The organism is Rhizobium altiplani (genome assembly GCF_001542405.1).
Lineage (GTDB): Bacteria > Pseudomonadota > Alphaproteobacteria > Rhizobiales > Rhizobiaceae > Rhizobium > Rhizobium altiplani.
In genome coordinates this window covers 1-23,263 of sequence record NZ_LNCD01000045.1, presented here as the reverse complement: position 1 = coordinate 23,263, position 23,263 = coordinate 1, and the positions used below count along the sequence as shown (strand labels likewise).

The following is a 23,263-nucleotide window of genomic DNA, read 5'->3' as shown; positions in this document are numbered from 1 at the left end:
CTCGTTGTGGATCGACGGCGAACTCGTCCACCTGGAAGATCTCGTCCTGCACGACGACACGCGCGATATTCGCACACCAACCCATGAGCTGACAATCGCCCGCGACGTGCTGCGCACGCGCCGGCGAATCGCCACCCAACAGTCCGGCTGGGCTTTTTCCACCGACGGTCTTCGGACGCTGCGGCAGACGTCGGAGATCATGCCGGCCGACGTTGACGCGGCGGAGGCGACCGGCGCCAAGCAGCCTGTCGGTGTCGAGCCGATAGGGGACGGGGGCGGTGCTGGCGGTGGCGAAGGCCTTCCCGGTGTCGACTATGCCGCCATCGATGCGGTGCTCGCCCGGTCGGAGGCGGCGATCGAGAACGCAATACGGCCCGGCCGTGCCAGCGCACAAGAGAAAGATCCGATGATCTACGATCTCGACTGGGATGAGGATGCGCGGCTGGAGGAATGGCGCAGCGTCGTGCGGCAGGCGCAAGACTTGCCGGCGGTGCTGCAGGCGATCGTCGCCCTCGATGCCTGGAACGAATTGTCTGTGCTGCAGCATGCGCCTTGGCTCGGCCGACTGCTGGCTGCCTCGATCCTGCGCCAGGCCGGCGTCACCACCGGAGCCCACCTGGCGGCGATCAATCTCGGCCTGAAAACCATTGCCGTCGATCGGCGCAGACATCGTCATAGCGAAACCCGGTTGGTCGCCATTGCCCACGGGCTGATCGCGGCCGCCGAGATCGGCCTGAAGGAGCAGGACCGGCTTTCACTGGCCCGAACACTCATGGAGCGAAAACTCGATGGGCGGCGGACGTCTTCAAAATTGCCGGAGCTGGTCGAGCTGGTAATAGCGAAGCCATTGGTGTCGGCCGGCATGGTGGCGAAGACGCTGGATGTCACGCCGCAGGCGGCGCGGCGGATCGTGTCGGAGCTCGGCCTCAGGGAGATGACGGGGAGGGGGAGGTTTCGGGCATGGGGGGTGCTATGAGAGAGCGTGCCGATCTAAAACCCGGGAAGAATTTGCAGTCCACATTGCGAATGACCAAGTGACCTCTGCTATGCCCAACCCTCTGACGATCGTAGGAAGAAAAAATGAGTTTGAAGTCGGGGCAACCGCAACCGGGCGGTCAATATGGTAAGTGGAGATTGATGAAACGTATCGATGGCGGAGGGAACGCCGACGTGTGGATCGCTCGTGACCCTGAAAGTCGAGCCGTCGCGGCGATAAAGATACTCCATAATCTTGGGAAGGAGCCCCTTTCCAGATTCCGCAACGAGATCACGGCTCTACGGGAACTTGGCAACCTGGAAGGGATCATCCCGATTTTGGATTCCGAATTTCCGGAAGGAAAAGGTTCTCGTCCCTGGTATGCCATGCCGGTGGCCGAAACCAGCGTGGCATTTTTCAGAAACGCCGATGCAAAGTCGATCGTCGCCGAATTTGTGCGTCTGGGTGAGACCCTCGCGGTGCTTCACGCAAAGAAATATGCGCACCGGGATATAAAACCGCAGAACCTCCTGGCCTTGAACGGTCGGCTGTGTTTCTCAGATTTCGGTCTCGTCAAATATCCAGACTTGACTCCAATTACACCTGAACGGCGCGACGTCGGCGCCAAATTCACAATGGCGCCAGAAATGCGTAGAGAAGCAGGGGAAGCTGATGGGCTGCCTGCGGACGTTTTCTCCTTCGCCAAGACCCTTTGGATTTTTTTGACTGGCAAGGGTTTAGGCTTCGATGGTCCGTACGCCGCGGATTCGAGCGTGGGACTGCAAAATTATTTGCCTGGACAGTACACCACAACGTTGGATGTCCTACTCAGTGATTGCACCCAGCATGTTCCTGTTGCTCGACCCAAAATGGGGGAGGTTGTTGATAGACTTCGGTATTGGCTGAGAGTGATCGATGACCGTGCGCTACAGAATGCGAACCAATGGGCGGAGTTTGCTCAAAAGTTCTTCCCTCGGCAAACGCCCGAAGAAGCAGTTTGGACGGACGTGGACGCAGTCGTTGATATCCTCAACGAGATTGGTCGGGTCCCGGGCCTGAACCATATGTTTTTTCCAAGTGGAGGGGGCATGACGATCGAGGAGGTCCGACGTGCGCCCGAACTCGGTTTTATTGAGCTTCACACGGGATTCGTGACTTTGCTTAAGCCAGCGACGCTCTCCTTCGTTTCTTTCAGACAAGATCCGAAGTGGGACTATCTCCGCCTCGAAGCGGCTCCTGTCGAACCAACCGGTTATTATCCTGTCGAGGCCGGCGACTACTACGAATATCTGTCAGAGCTGAACCCGGGGCAATACGCGCATCCTGACGTCGTGGACTATCGTGAAGAGAGCGAACGTGAATTGCCGGCGGGCTCAAGGAGTATCACGCGCTATCTCAGGGGAAGCTTCGTGTTTTTCAGCACGAGCTCCCCATACAATCAGGATAACTCCACCTATGACGCCCGACACGAGCAGATGAAAGCGGACGAATTCAGGGAGTACATGAGGCGAAATGCCTCCAGAGGACGCAGTATACTAACGAACTGAGACCGGACGACAGCCTCGCCAGTTCTGTGATCTAGTTAACGAAATTGTTGGCTCATGACGCCCATGGACAAGCTTTTCTTGGGCGAATTCCCTGATAAGTTGTCTGTATGACCAATCCCGCCAAACTTGCAGCGATGCTGCGCTTCCATCTCAGCGAATTGTCGCCTCAGAACGCCCACCACCAATTTGAGCATCTGGCCCGGCATGTCGCACGGGCAAGGCTCTACAGCAACATTCTTCCAGCGACTGGACCGGTGAGCGCCGGCGGTGATGGCGGCAAAGATTTCGAGACGTTTCGTACCTATCTTGCGGTCGGTCGGGACCCAGGCTCGGCATTCGCAAATCACGCCTCGGGCGCGCGGGTTGTCGCGTTTGCCTGCACACTGGAAAAGAAAATCGAGCCTAAAATCAGAAAAGACATGGAGACTATCTCCGTGGGCGGCGGTATCGACGAATTGGTGGTGTTTTGTGAAGCAAATGTCCCTGTTGGCAAGCGACACAAGCTTATCGCCGAAGCAAAGGACAAGGGTTTTGATCTGCAGATATTTGATGGCAATACCCTCGCAGAGTTGCTGACCGAGCCGGACCTTTTCTGGGTCGCGGAAGAATATCTCAAAGTTCCTGCTGAATTTTTCCCAGTCGTAAGTCGTGACGAGGGTTATCTGCAACACAAGCGAGAGTGGGCGAACCGTAGCGTAATCCCAATCAGCATGGCCGACTTCGTCGCGGTGAAGTCCGGCTTGCGCAAGGCAACCTTCGATCCAGACGCGCGTCCGGATCTAGGCTTCTGGCTCCGCCAGATGGAAAGTTTCCTTTGCAAAGAGGCGCCACGCGGCTTGCTGCGGTCGGCCTTATATGAGATCGCAGTTGCTAGTCTACGCGGACGCAACGATCTGTCCGACCAAGCGGATCACTTGGCTGACTATTTCGGCGACCTCGACGAATTCCTCTCGATCGGGGATTTAACGGACGCAACTACCCTGTTGATCTATAGTTTTGGAGCTTTTTGGCTTGGGAACTATCATGCGGATGGCACCGATCTTTATCAGTGGCGGGTCAAAATCGAGCAAGCACTTGAGACCTGTTTCGCCGTTGCCAATGGACCGGGTCAGCGCGCCGGACTCCTCAATATTCTTGGGATGCTAGAGCTTACACCGAAGAAACCTGGCAGCACGCCCGAACTTTCTGATGCTTTGCAACGATGGCAGAGCATGCTCGATTACGTCGAGGAGGCGCCTCTCTTTCCGCTCGAGTCCTTTGCCGATTACATTATCAAAATCGTCGGAACTTACGGAAGCGACAAAGCTTTGGAGGATCTGGCGAACCGTGTCGAGGATATGTTCGCGTCGCGCGCTGGAACTGCTGCAGCTGGAAAGAAAGCCGTCGACCGGGCCCTATCGCTCATCGAACGCGACGAGGCCACAGCGGCGATACGCGTTCTTCACGCTGCGAAGGCGAAATGGTTCTCGGGAGAGATGATGGGATCAGTAGTGCGCATCCTGCTCCTTCTGTCGGAGCAATATTGTCGCCTCGGTCTTGCCTATGCCGGGAAATATCATGCCATGGTCGGCGCATTTCTCGCTCGTTACGAGCCGCATGGCGAAATGCGTCAGCTTGAGCCAGAATGTTTGATGGCGCTCGTCAATGCAGAGGAGGCGGCTGGAAATTCCTTCGGATTTCTTCAGCTTCTGCCGCTCTATCTCGATAGCCACGTGCGCAACGATGACCGCCCGCTCGAAATGGAGCGCCATCCTGAGCTCTCGCAAAACTTCGGCCAGCTGGCGGCTCTGCTCGGATTTCTAGGAAGAGGCAATCCCAGTGCCCGGACGGCACTCGATCCGACGATCTCAATCTGGCCTGAGCCAATCAGAGTCCCAATTATCGAAGCGGCGGCTGCAAAAGATGGGTTCTGGGTGAATGGAACGTGGGACGAGGCCTGGGCCGAGCTGGAGGAGGCACTCCTTGACCGTCCCTTCGGGGACCTTGGACAAGAACGATGCGTCCGCTGGCAGGCTCTCGGCCTCGAATGGTCCTGTCACTTTGCCAACGACTATCGCACCACGCCGCATGCAGAGCAGCTGATCAGCGAACTGCAGCTGATCGCCTGCGCGATGGCGGATCGGGATCAAGGTCTCGTGCCATGCTCAATCGAACTCCATGTCTCGATCGGCGATAGCGCTATGCAAGGAGTAAGGGTTACTGGGCCGACACCTGAGGATCGCTCATTGCGTATCTCCGTATCGGATGTTGATCGCGGTCCTGAACAGTCCATTGATGCCATGGTCGTCTTTGGCACGGCCATGCGTGCCTGCTCCGTGCTTGATGATGCGGCACTGATGGAGGCTTTCGACCGTGATCCACTTGATGCGTTGTTCGTAGGGCGACCCTATTGCGAACTCTATCGCGAGTTTATGCCGTCCGCGATCTTCGACGAAGCGACGCGGCTCGCGACATCGCCACTCGACCCCGATAGGTCGTTCAAGTGTCGAGCTGGAAGGAGGGTCGACTGGTTTGGCGGACCCGGCCCGAATTTCGTTCAAGCGCGTGCGGAAGAAGATATTCGAAGGCGATACGACTGGGCGCGGCGTGCGCTCAGATTCACGCTCGATAGAGCGATGGACGATCGGGAATTTTTGAGCCGCCTCCTGATCCTGCACCAAGAGGGCAGGACCGACTGGGAAATCCTCAGTGTGCTGAATAACATTGCTGTCGCGGCGAGGGGATTTTCGCCCGAGCGCATGACACCGGAAATCGGCGAACAGGCCCAGCGCGCGATGGAGTTTGTCGAGCAGCCCAGTGATGCTTTGTCGGCAGAGACATTTTCTGCGTTCAACATCGAAAATTACTCAAAGGCCTTTGTTGGCGCCTTTGCGGGAAGTTGGGAGCTGCACTGGCCTGAATGTGCGATGTACGATGAAATGGAAGAATTTCTCGTAGCGCGTTACGGCCTCAGGAGCATGGATCTCCCTGATGATATGCGACTAGATTGGGAAGCCATCGAACGAAAGCTGACGCAAGTATAGCCGGACCAAAGCCTATCGGGTTGATTCTGGAATATGGTTCCCCACGGTATTCTGCATCCAGAAATGAGTTCGCCGAAAAACGCCGGGTCCGCTAGCCACCCACTTTGAGTTGAGATAAAGGCGGGAGTGGTAGGAGGACATACAATGGCATTCAAAAGCGCTGCCCCGGCTGAAATCGTTCCGGCGAGTCCGGAAGAGATTCTTCTCACGCTGCCCCGCCGAACCATCCCCGGTGTTTTGCTACATCAAGGCGAAATTATGCGGAGCTATGCAACGCAAGCCATCGCCGATCCTGATGTTGCGCTGCAGCTGCCAACGGGAAGTGGTAAAACGCTGGTCGGCCTAATGATTGCTGAATGGCGCCGGCGCAAATTCAGAGAACGGGTCGTTTATCTGTGCCCCACCAGGCAACTTGTGAATCAAGTCGTGGAGCAGGCCCGCACCCAGTACGGGCTGACGATCAGCGCGTTCACCGGGAGCAAGCGAGAATACGATGCGCACGCCCGCGCCGAGTATCAGAACGCCGATCGTGTCGCAGTGACGACGTACAACTCGCTCTTCAACACGAATCCGTTCTTCTCTAACCCCGACGTCATCGTCATCGACGATGCACATGCTGCTGAAAACTACATCGGTGAAATGTGGACGGTTCGAATACAGCGGACAAAATCGCAGCACCGTATTCTTTTTGAAGCGCTCACAGGCGTGCTGCGCCCGCATCTGGACCCGTTTGACTTCTCACGCCTGTGGGGACGATGGGATAGTAATCCAGAGGACCGACGTTGGGTAGACAAGCTTCCGACCCCGATATTTGCTGAGATTCGAGATGAGCTGACAGCGGTCATTGATGCGCATGCTGAGGACCTTGACCTCAGGTGGTCGTGGTCAATGATCCGCAGCCATCTCCACGCATGCCAGATTTACATTTCTTCCACCGAATTTCTCATTCGTCCCCTGCTGGCACCGACGTGGCAACACGCTCCTTATCAAAATGCGCGGCAGCGCATCTTCATGTCCGCGACACTGGGAGCAGGAGGCGATCTGGAGCGATTAACCGGCCGACGGACGATAAAACGTCTTCAGGTTCCCGAAGGGTGGGATCGGCAGGGGATCGGACGTCGCTTCTTTATTTTTCCCGATAGTTCACTTGAAGCCGATGACGTCTCGGCATTGCGTCAGCACCTAATGCGCCGTGCTGGACGAAGTCTCGTACTTGTGCCGAGCGATCAGCAAGCCGACGAGATTAGGGAAGAGGTGAGAACGAACCTCGGTTTCGCGACGTTCACAGCAGACGACATTGAGGAATCGAAACAACCGTTCGTCGCAACGCCTCAGGCCGTGGCAGTAATCGCCAACCGCTATGACGGCATCGACTTTCCCGGTAACGACTGCCGCCTGCTTTTCATCGAGGGACTTCCTCGAGCCGCCAATCTTCAGGAGCGCTTTATTATGCTCCGGATGGGAGCATCGCAGCTGTTTAACGATCGCGTACAGACGCGTGTCCTTCAAGCAATCGGGCGCTGCACCCGCTCGCTTCAGGACTATTCGGCAGCCGTCGTCTCTGGCGAAGAGCTGCCTGATTACCTGGCTGATCGACGGCGGCGCGTCCATTTTCATCCCGAACTCCAAGCTGAACTTGAGTTTGGCAACGAGCAGTCGGCCGGCACTACGATGACCGACATTATCGAGAACTTCGATATTTTTCTTGCAAATGATGCCCGTTGGGGTGCCGCAAACAACGATATCCTTGCGAAGCGCGCTATGGCCGTGCAGCAACCTTTTCCGGCACTTGCCGAACTACAAGCGATCGTTGGTCGTGAAATCGAGTACCAGAATCGGCTCTGGCAGAGCGATTTTGAAGGCGCCGTCGAGGCTGCGGAAGCCGTCTTGGGTGGACTGACTGATCCGGACTTACGAGGCTACCGGGCGCTTTGGCATTATCTTGCCGGATCGGCTGCCTGGTATGGAGAGCGAGCGGGCATCGCATCGTTGGGCGTCAAGGCACGCAGTCACTTCAATCATGCAAAGCGTGCGGCTTCGGATCTACCGTGGTTGGTGAAATTGGCGCGGTATCAAGCGGTCGATGAGCCGCACATTGGTCGCAGCCCTCGGCTTCTCCGGCAGATTGAGCGAGTGGAAGGTGTACTGGAACGCCTCGGTACGGTTACTGATCGCGATTTCAACAAACGCGAGCAAGAGATCCTGCAAGGCCTCGCTTCAAAGGACGGATTTGAACACGCGCAGGTCCGATTAGGTGAGATGCTCGGCTTTGTCGCAGGCAAGCGAGAGGTCGACGCTTCACCCGATCCCTGGTGGGCGGCAGACGACTTGTGCCTTGTGTTCGAGGATCATGCCGGGGCGACTAACGATGTGCTCGACGCTACGAAGGCCCGCCAGGCCTTCTCGCACCCAAACTGGATCAGAGACCATGTTGCGCTGCCAGAGAATGCGACGATCGTACCGGTGCTCGTAACACCTGTAACGAAGGCCAAGTCAGGAGCAATTCCGCATCTTCACACAGTCTCCCTTTGGGAAATAGAGTCGTTTCGGACATGGGCGGGACAGGCGCTGCGCACGCTTCGGGAACTGAGACGTACCTTCGGTCAGCCTGGTGACTTAGTCTGGCGGGCAAACGCTGCGGAGCGTTTTGAACAGGCGGGGATGGGAGCCGATCAGATCCACGAATGGCTAAAAGGACGGATCGCGAGTGGCATTTTGCAGAGCGTTCTGTGAGGGCGAGCATGGAGCACACGAATCCGTCCGCCGGCAATGCTGACCTTGCCCCGTTGAAATAATCCATTTTGAAGTAAGCTCTGGCCCATTGAGAGGACCAGGGAATGAAGCGCAATCGTTTCACAGACGAACAGATCATCGGCATTCTGAAGGAGCACGAGGCTGGCACGCCGGTCTCGGAGCTTTGCCGCAAGCACGGTGTCAGCGATGCCAGCATCTATAAATGGAAAGCCAAGTTCGGCGGCATGGACGTATCCGAAGCCAAGCGGCTGAAGACGCTGGAAGACGAGAACACGAAGCTGAAACGGCTTCTGGCGGATGCCATGCTCGACAATGCTGCTTTGAAAGACCTTTTGGGAAAGAAGTGGTGACGCCCGCAGCAAAGCGGAACGACGCCCGGCGCCTTGAATTCAATGATGATCGCGGAGCCTTCCTTGCCAAAGATCGCAATATCCGGCCGCATGGCGGCGTTCTCGTCAGCACGGCGGCGCAGGGTCGTGGCCATCTCGGTGTCGATATCAGCATCGAAGAGCTTCTCGCCTTCCTTGCACTCAATCTGGGCCAGCGGTTTATCCGACGCGATGTAGTCGTAATATTGATATTCCTCGCTCAGCAGCCAGATGTCGTGATCCGACGTCTCGTGGGTGTCCTTCTTCATTGGAAAGAAGATGCTGTGGATGATTTGCTCATCCTTACGGCGCTGGCCCTCCGACACCGTCTGGACGGCGAGTTCGCGATTGCAGGCCAGCTCGAGGATCTCGACTATCCCGGCCCGCCGCACCACGAGCTGCGACAGGTTGGCCATGTCAAATGTCTTGAGCGACGACGTGTATTTCCAGGAAAGCTCGTGGATCTTGTGCCTGAAGTCTGCGGAGTGCGGCTCGGCCTTCTCGATTTCCGCCCTAAGGTCGAAGATTTCCGCTGTATCGGCGATTATGCGCTCCTGATACTTTTTCAGCACGCGTTCCGCAACGGTCTTCGCGCTGTCCCCATAGACGACCCTCGTGTCGGTGTCGGTCAGCATCGCCGGGATGACGCCGAATTTGTCGGTCACGTCCTTGATGACGTCTTCCTTGCTCCAGCCCGACGGGGTGACCATTTCCTCAATAATTGGATCGATTTGGTCGAAGATCCCGTCGAAGGACACAGTTTCGTCGGTGAAGAGATCGTCCCCTGGGATCTCCTCGGGGATGTCGTCGAAACCGTCGCGCTGCTCGTTTACGCGCTTATCGAGAACATCCCCCTCAACCAGCACGATATTGTGGAACCCTTCGACTGGGCGGTTTTGTTCGGCTGCAGTGCGCAAGTAGCGCTTGGTAATATCGAGCACAGGCGATGATCTGGCGCAGAACGAGATGGCGTTACGCGGCAGGTCGTAGGTTTTCGCGTCAAGCTGGTAGTGGGAGAGAGTAAACTGCTTCGCCTTTCCCAGTGGGCTGCCCGACCGGGGATCACGCTCCTCCACCTCGGCCAGCTTGACGACAGTCACGTCCGGCAGGTCGGCAGCGCTCAGACTGCTCCGGTCAATACGGCCTTCCGGGTACCGAGTTTTGAATTTGATCACGAAGTCGCCCAGTTGCGGCTTTAGGCTGACCAACCGCTGCAGGAACGCGATCAGCATGTTGCGCCGCATGTTCGCCGCCGAGAAGATCTCGCCGAGCGGTTCAGACTTGTAGAGCCGCGTGCGGGGTGCCTGTTTGAGGCTCTCGAGCCGGATGGTAGTACCTATTTCATCAGCGTTGGCGTCGGTCACGACGAAGTCGGCAAGGTCGATCTTCTTCCTTCCTGCCGCAAGTGGAAGGGTGCGGGTGAGAAGATCCTCTTCGCGGCGATAGGTGCTCCGAATGCCGACCATCTCGAAGTGATGGAAATACTGGATGCGGCCGGCCCCCTTGCACTTCCCAATCCCCGCGATCGAGAGGTCATCCTTGTAGGACGTGTCCTTGGTGAGAAAGGCCTCGGTCTGATCATCGCCGAAGCCGCATCCATTGTCGGTGCAGGTTATCGAGATGTCCGAACTGTCGCCGAGAAGTCCGGATGCGATGACGTCGACCTCGATAGATACATTGAGGTTCCGTTTCGAGGGGTCCAAATGTTGCCTAATCAGAAAGGCGTCAATGGAATTGGAAATCAGTTCTTCGAGGACAACGTATCCGTCCGAGCTGATCTTGGTGTTCTTCAAACTTCCGCGAATGTCGAGCGTCATTTTTGATCCGTCGGATGCCTTCATCCATAGACGACTTCTGAATGCACGGATCGGTCGAAGTCAAGGACCTTCCTAGCGGCGGGTCCACTACAGCAGATTGGTGATCGGGGCCTTCATAACAACAGGATCGCTGGTTGGAATCCCCTTATCCTGGTGTATGAGGATACAATAAATCTAGGCGACGCGCGTAATCCCAATACGCGCCGACAACACCCTTAGAAGCAGAAAAATGGCGAAGTCCACCACAAGGCTCAAAGCGTTTTACTCCTGGCAGAGCGATAGCCCCAAAAAGACCAACCTGAATGCCATCCGGGACGCCCTCAAAAGCGCTTGCGAGGCGATCAGCGCTGCCAGCCCTTCGATCAAGGTTGAAAGGGATGAGGCGACGCGAAACGTCCCCGGCAGCCCGAACATCGCGGGAAAAATCATGGAAAAGATCGAAGCGTGTGATATTTTCATCGCTGATATCACAACGATCACTCCGCGACAGGCGTCTCGGCCTTGTCCCAATCCGAACGTGACGCACGAATTGGGATTTGCAGTCGCACACCTTGGCTGGGACCGCGTCATCCTGCTTTTCAATACCGCCCACGGCGTCTTTCCGGACGACATGCCCTTTGATTTTGCACAGCATCGGGCACATCCTTACAGCTTTTCGGAAACCGGCGGCGCCGCGGAGCGGAAGGCATTGGCGGATTTCTTGAAGACGGCGATGGACATGATCATTGCGGGCGATCCTAAACGACCCGCACAGCTGAAGGGGCTGACGAAGGAAAAAATCCAACATGATCACGATGTGCGAAACATCACCTGGCTGATGTCCAACATCCACTTGCCGACAATGGACGATTACATTGACGAACTTCCGTACAAAACGACATTCAAGGCAGCGTGGTTCAGTGATCGCTTCACAGCAATCGTAACCAACAGCCTTTTTTACGTCTACGACCCCGCCATACGAAAAGCGATCGGTAAGCTTTCTTCTGGGTGGCGACGCGCGATGTCACACGATGACCGCTACCATCATACCGCCAACTACGAAGTACAGGTGTTTTCAAACCCGATGGATGCACCTTTACGCAAAGAACAACAGGACGACTGGGACGACATCGACAAGGCCCGACGGAAAATGCGCCGCGCCTTAGATGAATTGATAGCGCGAATTCGTAAAGCCTATCTTGAAGTAGATCTACACCATACTAATGAAAAGGCATGGGCGGCGTGGAGAAAGTTTCAGTCCGATGAGGACGAGGTCGATCTTGATCTCACCGTTTCGGTTGGAACAAAGAAGCGAAAGGCATCGTAATTGGCCGCAATTGCGATTTTTGCTCGCATGCCCGCTGATCTCGTGTGGAAGAGAGTGCCGTCCGATCTCCCAGAGCTTGGGTGGTTCGGTGTCGGCCGCAGTTCAGTCAATCCAGCCGGACCAAGTTCTTGGCTCGCCTACGAATTTCGCGCGGAGGGAATTTCGTAATAAGCGGGCCGTCGGGCTATGAGCTCCTGTCGCGAGACTAGACCAGGATATCTGTTTCTGCTGCGACCGTCGTCTCAATGCGAGCCTTCGCGGCGATCACGCCACTATAGAGATCAACCTCGACGCCTGGAGCCTTCAACGTCACGACCAACGAATAGCGTGTCTTGCGATTGACGATATCCTTGGCGGCTCGATTGCGCCACCAGCCTACAACCGGCTTCACGCACAACAGCTCACGGCTCAACAGCTCGATGGCAGGCCCTGACCAAACGTCGCAATGCAGGGAGCCTGCCGAAATGCTGCCCGGGCCAAACATCCATCGGGCATCGTCGGCATGACTTGGCGCCCGCGCACCATCTTCGCGCTCTGCGGCATTGACCCGCTGCTTGAAGCGTTCGGCAAGCTCGCCTCGGCGCTGTAGGTCGAAGCGCAGGCCGAAGGATTGGTAGCGCTGTGGATCGACATTGGCCGAGAACCCCGGATTGGGATCCACGAAGTATGACAGCGTGACCTTCAGCTCGACCACGGTGTTCTGCAGATCCTCCAGGATCGCAGCCGGCAGCGGGAGCTGGTAATAATGGCACTCGTTGAATTCCCGCTGCCCCTTCAACCGGAACGGCTGGATAGCGGTCTGAGCGATCAGCGCCAGATGGTCCTGCGCCGAAGCCGACGCGCGGTCGAAATCAGGTACCCCATAGCCGAACCGCCTCATCAGCGGGTACCGGTCCTTCTTTCCCGCAGGACTGTTCAACTGCTCAAGCATTGGTTCGGTCCATTCGGCGCTATGAATGACAAGCGCTCTGATGGTTTCCGGCCAATAGTTTGGGTGCTCGGCCGTGAGCCTTGCGACCATGCGCGCGGCTTGTGCGGTCGCAGCGCTCGTCGCCTGAAACGCTGTGAGGGCGCTTGCGCCGGTCGTCGGCGATGTGGTTAGAAGTGACAGTGAATCTAGGCTGAGAACCTCTCGGCGGGCCGGGCTGAGTGCGCGATTACCGGCCTCCAGGACCACTTCCGGCTTGATCGGCGCGCGGGCGTGAGCCCAATTGACGCTCGTGCGGCTGTAAGGGCTGAGTTCCCCGGGGCCGGCAAGGCACGACCAATCTTCGTAGCCCGCGTCGGAGATCTGATTGAGATCGGTGTATCCGCCGACGGTGATGGCGTTCCAAGCCTGACTCGGATCTTCGGCGGGGTAATCGTCCTGCGGGGAAATCCGAGCGTATTCGATCTCGGCTGGGACGTTGCCGGCAGAAATGACGAATAACCGTTTCGGAGCGTCGTCGTCGTCTCCATTCATCGTGCCGGCCGCGGCTTGGTCGATCGCAGCGCTCCAGGTCGATGGCCGGGCACCGGAAACATTGTCGTTCGTCACCGCCATACAGAATACCCGGCTTCTCTCGGGTGCAGCGATTTCTGCCAGCGATACCGCGGTCTGGCTGATCACGCCGTAGGAGTGCGGATCGTTCGGGTCCATATCCTGCGGCGGCAGGAGCTTCACTGATTCCAGTCGATGGTTCAGCCGTCGCTCGGACCGATCGGATAGTGCGGCCGTCAAATCCCCGTGCAGGGCCAGGCCTGCCATAGCCGTGCCATGGCTATGATGATCGTCGACGCCCCAGTCACGGTCGATTGCGTGCTGGTCGGCTGACGCAAGTGCCGGCTCGATCAGCGAGTGGCCGCGATTGACTCCCGTATCCATGACGCAGACGGCAGGAACCTCGTTTCCAGGCCAGACGATACGTCCAGCGAGATCGTCGACCCATTCGTTCTGGCTTTCCTGGGCGTCTTCAAGGAAGAACACCGGATTGTCGCTCGCGCGTCGGAGCTCGCTGACGACGCCGGTCGCGAAGGTCATCAACTCAATCGCGGCGCGGCGCGCGAGCACGGGGATGACGACCGCTTCCGGGAAATAAAGCCGGCGGTCGGCGGAGGCGGCACGCAGAGAGAGCCTGTGGCAGACGTCTTCGACGGCCACCTCATTATCGCGATGCGCCCAGATCGCCCACCACATCAGATGCTGAGGGTTGTCGGGCAGGGCACTAGGGTCGTCGGTCCAGAAGACTTCAAGGCGTGCGCGCCTGATCTCCTCGATTTTCTCCACGCGGCTGGCGTTCGGCGGATTTCCCTTCGGGGAGAGGGGACCTGACAGATAGTCATCGAGGATCTGCTGGATGGCTTCTTGCGCATTGTCCGGAACGTAGAGCGCCACCGTGCGCACGTTATCGCGGTCCTTCGTCGCCCCCGGGCGTATGCCCTGCTTCTTCCATTCCAGGACGTCGGCACTGGTACCGGGTCGCAACTCAACTTCGATGTATCCGCCTGCGGCAGGTTCAAGTCTAGGATCTGCACCCCTGAGTTCGGTAATTGCGGCAAGCGCGACATCCAGTTCATTGCGGAGTTTGCGCCCGTGCTCCGCACGGATGCGCGGCACGCTCGAACCGCCGCTACCTGTGCCGGTATAGGGGCTTGCGGTATGGAGCGCCGAAACATCAATGTGGGGAAGCGTGAATCGGCCTGCCATCGGTCAGTGTACACGCTTCTCATCGAGGAAAGCGTCGCGCATCTCCCGACGCTGGTTAAGACGTTGCACGACGTCCTCGGTTGCAATCGTCTTGCGTTCATCAAGGATCGCGGTCTTGACTGCATCATCGGCCGCGCGGACGATTTCGGATTGGCTGAGACCGTCGGCTGCCTTGACGATTTTCGTCCAGCCGAGCCTGGCCGATGACATCGGCTTGAGGTTGTTGGCGATGATTTGCTTGATCTGGTCGGCTGTCGGCGCTTCAAACTCAAGGACCAGATCGTATCGACGCAACAGCGCTCGATCGAGAAGCGAGGGGTGATTGGTTGAACAAACAATGAGGCTGTCCGTCGAATTGCCCTCTTCCATGAATTGCAGGAATGAGTTGAGGACTCGGCGCATCTCGGCGACATCGTTCGTCGACGTTCGATGAGCACCAACCGCGTCGAATTCGTCAAAGAGGTAGACGCCGCGGCGTTTTGCGGTTTCGTCGAAAACTAGCCTGAGCTTTGCTGCGGTCTCGCCCATATAGCGGGTGATGAGCCCTTCCAGCCGGATCACGTAATATGGCAGGTTGAGCTCGCCGGCCAGCGCTTCTGAGGACATCGTCTTGCCCGATCCAGGCGGCCCGACGAACAAAACCCGGCGATTAGGCGTGCGGCCATGTTCCCGCAGCCAGTCACGCTTCCTCTGCTGCCGGATCATATCTTCGAGATTGTCGAGCAATCCCGGCGCCAGAACCATGTCCTTCAGCTTGAAGCGTGGCTCGCGAAGCTCGAGAAGTCCTTCGAGGTCGCCTCGAGGCGCCCCGAGCGGAATGGCAACACTTGCTCCTCGGGATTTGCGGGCCCGGGCCTTGTCAACCTCGGCTCGCATTTCATCAGCCGTGGTCTTGTGTCCCTGACGGGCCTCGGATGCGGCAATCTGGAGAGCAATCGAGAAAAATAGGTCGTCGTCGCCCTCAGCGCGACTTCGCAACATGGCAAGGATTTGCTTGGCGTTCGACACGGTCATTCTCTCTTCGTTGAGCCATCCTAATACAAAACCGGGCGGCAATATAAGGCGGTGGCGGAGGTCATCCACACTGGGATCGTGCGATGAAAGCAACAATATTTCCTTACTCGGCACGGCGCGGCTTGGTGACGTAGCAGGTAATCCTTCATCAAATTCGAGCCGTCCAACAAGGTTCCCGACGACCAAGCTCAGAACATATTAGGAACATTGACCATGTTGCAAGCGAAGCTGTTTATCATTTGTAGCCAGGGCCTTCATTTAGATGGATGCACGGGTCGAAGGTTCGAACCCCTTCAAGGTTAGCGCCACGCAAGCCGCCCCATGCCGTGATCTGGCTTTGCGGAGGGTTCCACAAATGCGTCGAGTCGTGCGCCCTCGAACCTGTTTAAGCCTTGCCCCTGCAGATCGGGCCGCGGTCTTCAACTATGCATATGGCTTGATATCTTCCTGTCTGCATACTAAAGCTAGTCCAGCATTTGATATGCAGCGGGAGAGATATGCAGCAGTCTGCATAGAGAAGGACTAGTTGCGATGGCAGCACACACGCAGAAGTTCAAGCCTGGCTACGGAACACACAAATTTGGCGACGACTTATTGGGCCCGGCGCACGGCCGGATCCAGACGAGATTGTCGATCGCTTATTGGATGGGACATCCGTATCGGTTTTTGGATTGAGGCGGATCGGCAAGTCATCGCTGATCGCCGAGACCAGGGAGCGCCTACGCGCATCCGGCAAAACAGTGCTTTGGATTGATCTGCAGAAGCACGACACGCTTGCCGGAACTCTTGCTGCTCTTCTGAAGGCCCTCGCAGAAAATAATGGGCCGGTCGCAAAGATCACCAAGTGGGCTGAAAAGACGGACTTTCTTCCTGCCAACATCAAGGCAAAAGTCACCTCGATCATCAAGAGCAAGATCGATTCAGTTGCCGACAGCGACGTCGACGACTACGCGGAGGCATTATTCGAGCAGATTGGTTCCGAGCTCGCAGCCCTCGACAAGCAAGAGCGCCCGATCATAATTTTCGATGAGCTGCCGCTTCTCTTCCTGAATGCGCTCAAAGCGGCTGATCCTGGTGACCAGCCAAAGGTCGTCGCCCGCCTGAACAAGTTCCTGGCGATCCTTCGCCACTGGCGGTCGGACGACGTTGGCGTAGCAATGGCGCTGTGCGGTTCCTTTTCGATGCCGTGGCTGCGTCGCGAGTACGGGATCGACGATGAACACCTTAATGATTGCGACCCCGTCACGATCGAGGAAATGCAGGAAGGGGATGCGCGTGAGCTTATCGAGGCCTGCATTGCCGCACGCAGGCCGAAAGGTTGGCAAGACGGCTGCACCAACTCGTTGCTTGAGCTCCTGCCCGCCTACTTTCCCGGCGTCATCCAACTCGCCTATAGCAAAATCAAATACGCGTCCGACGCCTCTCTGTCAGCGCTGAATGGAGATCTTCGCGAGAAAATCGAAGATGCGCTCGAGGAGAAATATTATAGCCAGTTCGACCGGCGTTTCTCACGCTATGACGAGCCTGAGCGGGAACGCGCCGCCCGCCTGTTCAAGGAGATTGCCAAAGCCTCAGACGGCAAGATCGAGTTTGACAAGGCCATCCAGATCCTGAGCGCGCAAAGCCAGCAAGGCGACGATCAGACAGGCCGAGAACTCTTGGATTTCCTCCAGTCCGACGGATTTGTAAGCTCCTCGCGGTCACGCGGCGTCGCTTATGCGTCCGGTCTGGTTTCCGCCTGGCGGTCCGACTGATGCAGAGCGATGTCGTCGAATTCCTGAAAGCCTATCGCGACCTCTATAACTTTTCCGGTCCGGGTCAGCGCGCAATGGCGCCCCCGATGTTTCATCTTGACGCTGTCGAACAGGTGGTGTCGGAGGCCCGCGAGAATGCCGCTCGCCCCACCGGACCGATGCAGCATATGGTGATTGTCGGCAGGCCTGGCTCAGGCAAGACATTCTTGACGCACGCCTTCGCAAGCCTGCTTGGAACGACGACCTTTCCCGGCAAGGTCGTGCGGCTACCGCAGTTCCAGCCTCACATCCAGTCTCCAGAAGACTTCATCAACGAGGTCTACGCGCAGCTCGAAGGAGAGGCCGTCAAACCAGCCGGCACCTGGGAGGAAGTCACCGCGAAGCTTGACAAGGCATTCACGGCCCGCAGCCGAAAGCAGCGGTTGTTGATCCTTGTCGCGGAAGATTTTCCCGGTCTCCTTCGCCGCGCCTTTTCGAGCCACGGTGCTCAGGCCAAGCTTCGCAATTGGCTGGATCGCGCGGAAAGTCGGGTGATGCTGGTGACAACGTCCGACACCGGCGGCATCGACAGTGAGCCAGGCGATCCGCTGTTTGGGATATTCCATGCCGTTTCCCTCGGTGAGATCGCAATGACAAACGCGGAGGCACTGTTCGACGCGCGATTTTCGCAAGGACGGCAGGTGGGCGAGGAGCGCCTGTTGCGCTTTCTGTTTCTGCTGACGGACCGCACTCCGAAGGCCGTGAATGTGCTTGCCCGCACCTATGCGCAAAATGTCAAACAGGGTTTGCGCTTCGTCATCGCTGATTACCAGCGATACTATGCAGGCGCCTACGAGTTCATTCTAGCCGATCTTGGCCAACGTGCGGCGAACTGCATGCACGACATGATCGCTCATGGCGAACCCGTCTCTCAGTCCGATCTTGCACGCCGGCTTGGGGTTCAGCAATCGCTGATCGCCCAACCGTTTTCGGAAATGCGGCGCAAGCATCTTCTGAGAGAGGAGTCGGCGCCGAGCGGCCGAGCAAAGCTTGCGTCCTTTGCCGACCGGTTCTTCGTGAGCTTCTATCGCCAGACGGTCCTCGGTGCCGACGAGCGGCATGACATCGTTCTTCTACTTGGTACCATACTTGAGGGTCCCGTATCCGATGAAATCCGCGAGGCAGTCGATACAACCGCAAACGCAGTCCACAACGATAGCCCAGCATCTGCACCTCCTATGCGCAAAGAGATGGGGTCTTCTGGAGAGGTTTGGCCATCGAGCTCATCACAAGGATCGCTGAATGGGGTCCGCTGTCCGACTTCGGCGAAAAGATCGCGGAGTATGATGCTCTGTCCGCGCGGATCGTCCTGACCTACGCGAATTGCTTGGGAAGAGACGATCCGAACCGATGGGCAGTCAGTGACCCAGACTTGCGGGCTCTTTTCGAGGCTCTCGGCCGCACAAGCGATAGTCAGGAGCCATCCGCTACATAGGCCGCCGGCACATTGAGCACTATCAACAGGCGGTCGAGCTCGCTTCTTCAAATGCGCTTGCCGCTGCGCGAGGTCTCCTTGGAAGCGGTGAGCAAATCGATGGAATACTCAATCTGACGGTGTTCGTTGCAGCGAGCGTAGATTACATCGGGCATTCACGCATCGCTGATTCCGCTATTGGCGGAGCTGGGTCAAGGAGGGATCGGCACCCGGGCGGCTGTAGGGGTAATATGATTGCCAGGAGGCGCAGTCGTCGAGATCCAAATGACAGCTATCATGAAAGGCAAGTAGCGGGCGCGCTCGTTGATCCGAGCGTGGACGACAGGGGGCCTGTTGCCAGTACACCGGTCGCTCTTTGCCATGTCCACTAGATGACCAATTTGAACCGGTCGGGAAAAAAAACAGGCGCGCAGCGCCGTCTGACCTTCGCACAAACCACTCACCGCAATGGAAATTCTGGTTCGCCGCTTTTGACCAACCGCTCGACATGCTATCTGACGCGCTCGGCAGCGACAGCGCCACCGCCTGCGATGTTGCCGTTCAGGCCATAAGATTGAGGGACAGGGCCCGTTGCAGGTTGAGGATCCCGAACGCTACGTTTCGTGTGAAGCGGTCCAATAGACTGTCGGCAGGCTCCGACCCTTAGGCAGGTGACACTCTCGGGGTTAGCCAAGCCCAGTCGAGCCGCTTTTCGACGCAATCAGGGCAGGGCGGCAATCGTTTCTCAGCATCCGTGCTTGCCGCAGTTGCAGAGTTTCCATCGATCTCGACCAGTGGAGCATGCTAACCGCATGCTTGATTTCGCCGAAGGGATTACATCTCCTCCTAGGCAACCTATCGCTGTCAACGAGCTGTCCTGCGCCATGAACGCCATGTGCCGATGAGCAGACACGTTGTCAGAACAGGCCATAGGACATGTCCCCACGATTGGAGGATCTGCGGCTCGAAATAATAAGGCGCTTCCTTGTTTATTTCCTCGGTGCCGCTCATGCAGTGGGTGATGCGCGTTGGTCCCGATATATTCGTCCAGAGGAAGTCGTAGTGCGGCCGCGTTGAACACAGCTCCGCCGGCGCCAGAATGAGGAAATACTGCAGTGACAACGCAGCAGAGACGAGAACGATAAGGGCAAAGATGATCAAAAGCGCGATTGCATCGCGACCGCCATTCCCAGATAGCAGCCTATCAGAGTGCACCTTTCCGGGACGGGCCGCCTGGAACCACAAAGCACCTGCGACCAAAGACGCAAGCATCGGACCAAGAATGATGAAGTACACGGCATTCAGTTTGAGAGGAATATAGTCGCCGATCAACGGGAGCTTGCCGGTATAGCTCGTGGGCGCGCGTGCGATCCATAGGGCTAGAACAAGACCCGCCAGAGTAATGAGGGCAAGCCGGACGACTGGATCCTTTAGGAACGTTCCGGCATCTCCCGCAGATGTTTCGCTCATTTACCGTTCCCCTCTTGCTGTCGCACGTGCTACTCGCACAATTTCTTGGCCTCGTTGGACAGGCCATCGCCAAGTGATTGAGAAATCTGCTCGCCAAGCGCCTTCACGACGTCGCCGAATGTCCCACCAGCGGAAAGAAGCTTGATGTCTCGGCGGCTCACCACGCAGGTGGTGAGGTTCATTTCCGCGTCGAAACTAAGTCGGGCCGAGACGTTACCTTTCAGGGCCGCAGCGTCCGATGTGCGGCAAGTCAGTGAACCTATGGCTCTTGCTGTCGCAAGATCCCCTTTCACGTCGACGGCGAATTCTTCGATTTCGACTTTCTCGAATTTGTCCACACCGATGCTGAACAGCCCAGTCTTTACCTTTAGCGACTGGCAAGGCTGGGCTTTCTCTATCGCATTCTCGAGGGCGTTTCCGGCCTCCGCAGACGACGATAGGGCCAGCAACACGGAAGTGACGAGAAAAACTCGCCAGAGTCCGGATGGTCCAGGCGATACAGGTTTGTTCGGTGTGGCCATAGCCGTCAGCCCTCGCGGGTTCATGCTAACTCTCCTTCCATCGATCCGTGGATATGCTTTTGTTCTTGGCGCATGGCCCACGGCCCTGCGCCAGTTCGTCGTCGGTCAGGGCGGCGCGAGCGTACCGTCTGGATCGACATCCTCCTTCCGCTCGCTGCGGATGAAGTGATCGAGGCGCGTTACCGTTTCGAACTCGGCGTGGTTGCGATATGAGCCGAATTTGAAATATTCGCGCTCCTTCGCGAGAAAGGGCTTAAAGCCGATAACGCCCTCGGTTTTGGAGATCTTTTTCCCGTCAGCCCAGATTTCAATCAGACCTGTTTTGTCGGAGACCAGACGCAGGTGATAAACCATCGTCGTCCATTTGCCGAACGGATCGGGTAGCGAATTATAGCGGGTGACCGACAACCCTTGCGCACAGCCGGTCAGGCCCGGGAGCGACAACGGGGCTGCTCCATGGGCGAGATCCTCGGCGTCATGGCCGACCGACAGCATCTGGTTTTTCATCAACGAGAAGAGTTGCGCCGGCTTGACGAGCGTATGTGCATTGCCGAATCCGGGTTCGACCGGCGCGGTCTCCTGCGAGGCGATGAAAACGCGGCAAAGGACGTTCTTCGGGTCACGGTTCGGATCGGCGTTATCCTGTTCGATGGAGACGGTGAAAGCTCGGCCGTTGAAACGCTGGGCAAGGATAGGAGCGTCTTGCGGGGAGTTTGTTTGTTTCCATTGTCCGATCACAAATCGTCCTGTGGTCGGCGTGATGCTTGCATCGACGAACATGTCGAAACGGTACCAAATGTCGGTGCCCATCGGCGCCAGAACCTTCTCCGCTTCCCACAGTTCCGAGCGTTCGCTGCCATCGCGATCGTAGGTGCCGTCTTCACGCGCGCATCCTTTGGGATGCCAGGCAAAGGCCAGCACATTATTTTGCGGCAGCGCCCTGACGATCTGTGTTGCCGCTGACCTTGCCTCATCCGGGATTTTGCCGAAGGAGAACCTGTTTTCGTCCCGACCGCATGAAAACCAGTTGTCGGACACGCTCGTGGCATCGAACTCGTCTCGGACGGTCGGCGACGCCGCATTCGCATTCGGAGCGCCCGCAATCAGCATGACGGCCAGCGCATAACTCAGTTGCATTTTCAATGGCCGGTCCTCCTAGTTCATCTTGATGGCTAGACTGCTGGGGCAGTGATCGGAGAGGCGCACCTTGTCGCCCGGCGTCGGGTTGGGCCAGGGAAATTGCTTTTCCGATTCCGGCACGATCATGGCTGCGGCCCGGGTGCCGTAGAGGAAGAACTCGATGGGAAGAATGTTATAGTCGTCGGGGTTGGCGATGCCGGATGGGTTCGGCTGGCGGAATTCGCGCCAACATGTCGACATGTTTTCATAGGGCTGCCGGAAGAGTTGAGCATCCGACCGCGGATCCCTGTCGTGACCGGTCTTGTCGGCGCTATAGCCGCTCAGTGCAATCCAAACTTCATCGGGGATCGCACCCGGCTGCGCGTCGAGGCGGCGATTAAAGTCACCGACAATCATCCACGCTTCACCCGCGGTTTCGCGCGCCTCGATCCATTTGCGAAGCGGATACATCTGCTGTCCCAAGGTATCGCATGCCCGGCTGGCTGGCTGTCCAGTTGCCGGATCAGTGTTCCAGAGTTTGAAACTGATAAAGTCGTCGAAGCAGCCACTCTTGAGATGAACATCAAGCACCCGCACCGTCGAGCCGCCCGGTGATTGGATCGTGACGTCCAGGCCCCACCGGATCCGGCGGATCGTTCCGTTGTCGTCAAAGGTGACATCGAGCGGTTTATAATCTGCCGCAGAAATGATCTTCAGCTGTGAGTTCGGCCGCAAGGCCACTGCCGGGTATTGAACGCGCGTCGCAGTCGTCGGCTTGACAGCGGTCATGCCATTCTTGGTACAAACTGGAGCGATATTCTGGCCCTCGGCTTCCGCAAATTGGCCACTGATGCAATGCTCCCAACCTTCGGCCACTGGAAAAACCGCGTCCAGCGCAGACGGGCTTGTGACCTCTTGTAGAAACAGGACATCTGCGGATACAGCGTCACGCCAGTGTCTGAGGTCGGCGTAATCCTGCTGCGTGCGGATATGATCATCGGGAAAAACGGTCTTGGGGTCGCCGGGGTAGACCAGCGTTTGAATGTTCCAGTTGCCGAGTGTGAAATCCGCCGCCACGGCCTGGATCGGCGCGGCCATTCCGAAAAGCGCTACACATATCAAACGTCCCAGCATTTTTCCCTCCGAGATCTTGGTCATTCACGCGGCATGTCGCCATCCACATCTGCAAGGTGCACGTCGTCGGACGCTTTGCCCTCAGTCTTTCGTGCTCAGCAACGACCGTTCTTCATTGAGCTTGTCTTCGCGCGGGGGCGGCATTTCAGCGTCGGGTCCTTGCTCAATGCGGGCGAGGAACCGAACGGCACTCCTGCTTGGCATGAACAGGTAGGCTCCACCGCGCACCCGCACGAAATCCTTTATCCCCGTCAGGTTCAGCGGGCCGCGCGCCGATGGGATCGTCAGCCGCCCCATGCCGCCCCCACGACCGGTGATCGG

Annotated in this window: 13 protein-coding genes and 2 pseudogenes; 8 read left to right on the top strand and 7 right to left on the bottom strand. The window is 57.5% G+C overall.

The features are described from left to right. The 6 genes and pseudogenes from AS026_RS09635 to AS026_RS09610 all read left to right on the top strand — a co-directional run. A partial coding sequence (locus AS026_RS09635; RefSeq protein WP_062369553.1) for an RHE_PE00001 family protein occupies positions 1-976 on the top strand: 976 nt, incomplete at its 5' end. 104 nt (positions 977-1,080) lie between these two features. Then, the gene (locus AS026_RS09630; RefSeq protein WP_062369550.1) at positions 1,081-2,523 is read left to right on the top strand and encodes a protein kinase domain-containing protein; all 1,443 of its coding nucleotides are present in this window, start codon (positions 1,081-1,083) and stop codon (positions 2,521-2,523) included. 107 nt (positions 2,524-2,630) lie between these two features. Beyond that, the gene (locus AS026_RS42270; RefSeq protein WP_062369549.1) at positions 2,631-5,546 is read left to right on the top strand and encodes a hypothetical protein; all 2,916 of its coding nucleotides are present in this window, start codon (positions 2,631-2,633) and stop codon (positions 5,544-5,546) included. A 144-nt stretch (positions 5,547-5,690) separates the two neighbouring features. Further along, positions 5,691-8,279, top strand: coding sequence for a DEAD/DEAH box helicase (locus tag AS026_RS09620; protein ID WP_062369548.1), 2,589 nt, complete (start codon positions 5,691-5,693; stop codon positions 8,277-8,279). A 104-nt stretch (positions 8,280-8,383) separates the two neighbouring features. Further along, positions 8,384-8,685: pseudogene (locus tag AS026_RS39585) on the top strand (transposase); the annotation flags it as partial. Positions 8,686-10,714: 2,029 nt separating this feature from the next. Beyond that, a complete protein-coding gene (locus tag AS026_RS09610) occupies positions 10,715-11,791 on the top strand; it encodes a hypothetical protein (RefSeq protein ID WP_062369547.1) in 1,077 nt (358 codons plus the stop codon). 205 nt (positions 11,792-11,996) lie between these two features. On the opposite strand, the gene AS026_RS09605 is transcribed toward AS026_RS09610, so the two are convergent. Continuing rightward, positions 11,997-14,477, bottom strand: coding sequence for a S8 family peptidase (locus tag AS026_RS09605; RefSeq protein WP_062369546.1), 2,481 nt, complete (start codon positions 14,475-14,477; stop codon positions 11,997-11,999). 3 nt (positions 14,478-14,480) lie between these two features. Further along, a complete protein-coding gene (locus AS026_RS09600) occupies positions 14,481-15,491 on the bottom strand; it encodes an AAA family ATPase (RefSeq protein ID WP_063805918.1) in 1,011 nt (336 codons plus the stop codon). 641 nt (positions 15,492-16,132) lie between these two features. Here AS026_RS09600 and AS026_RS09595 point away from each other — a divergent pair. Further along, complete coding sequence (locus AS026_RS09595) at positions 16,133-17,245, top strand: hypothetical protein (protein ID WP_062369545.1); 1,113 nt, start codon at positions 16,133-16,135, stop codon at positions 17,243-17,245. Beyond that, on the top strand, positions 17,245-18,597 hold the full coding sequence (locus AS026_RS09590) for an AAA family ATPase (protein ID WP_062369544.1): 1,353 nt from the start codon (positions 17,245-17,247) through the stop codon (positions 18,595-18,597). Before AS026_RS09595 ends, AS026_RS09590 begins: the two co-directional genes overlap by 1 nt. Before the next feature lie 965 nt (positions 18,598-19,562). Here the strand turns inward: AS026_RS09590 and AS026_RS09585 are convergent. The 5 genes and pseudogenes from AS026_RS09585 to AS026_RS09565 all read right to left on the bottom strand — a co-directional run. Further along, positions 19,563-20,168, bottom strand: coding sequence for a hypothetical protein (locus AS026_RS09585; RefSeq protein WP_245307410.1), 606 nt, complete (start codon positions 20,166-20,168; stop codon positions 19,563-19,565). Between the two features lie 29 nt (positions 20,169-20,197). Further along, a complete protein-coding gene (locus AS026_RS09580) occupies positions 20,198-20,713 on the bottom strand; it encodes an LBP/BPI/CETP family protein (protein WP_062369541.1) in 516 nt (171 codons plus the stop codon). A gap of 81 nt (positions 20,714-20,794) precedes the next feature. Continuing rightward, positions 20,795-21,826, bottom strand: coding sequence for a heparin lyase I family protein (locus tag AS026_RS09575; RefSeq protein WP_245307409.1), 1,032 nt, complete (start codon positions 21,824-21,826; stop codon positions 20,795-20,797). Between the two features lie 18 nt (positions 21,827-21,844). Next, positions 21,845-22,942, bottom strand: coding sequence for an endonuclease/exonuclease/phosphatase family protein (locus AS026_RS09570; RefSeq protein WP_062369543.1), 1,098 nt, complete (start codon positions 22,940-22,942; stop codon positions 21,845-21,847). 81 nt (positions 22,943-23,023) lie between these two features. Next, positions 23,024-23,263, bottom strand: a pseudogene (locus AS026_RS09565) (hypothetical protein); the annotation flags it as partial.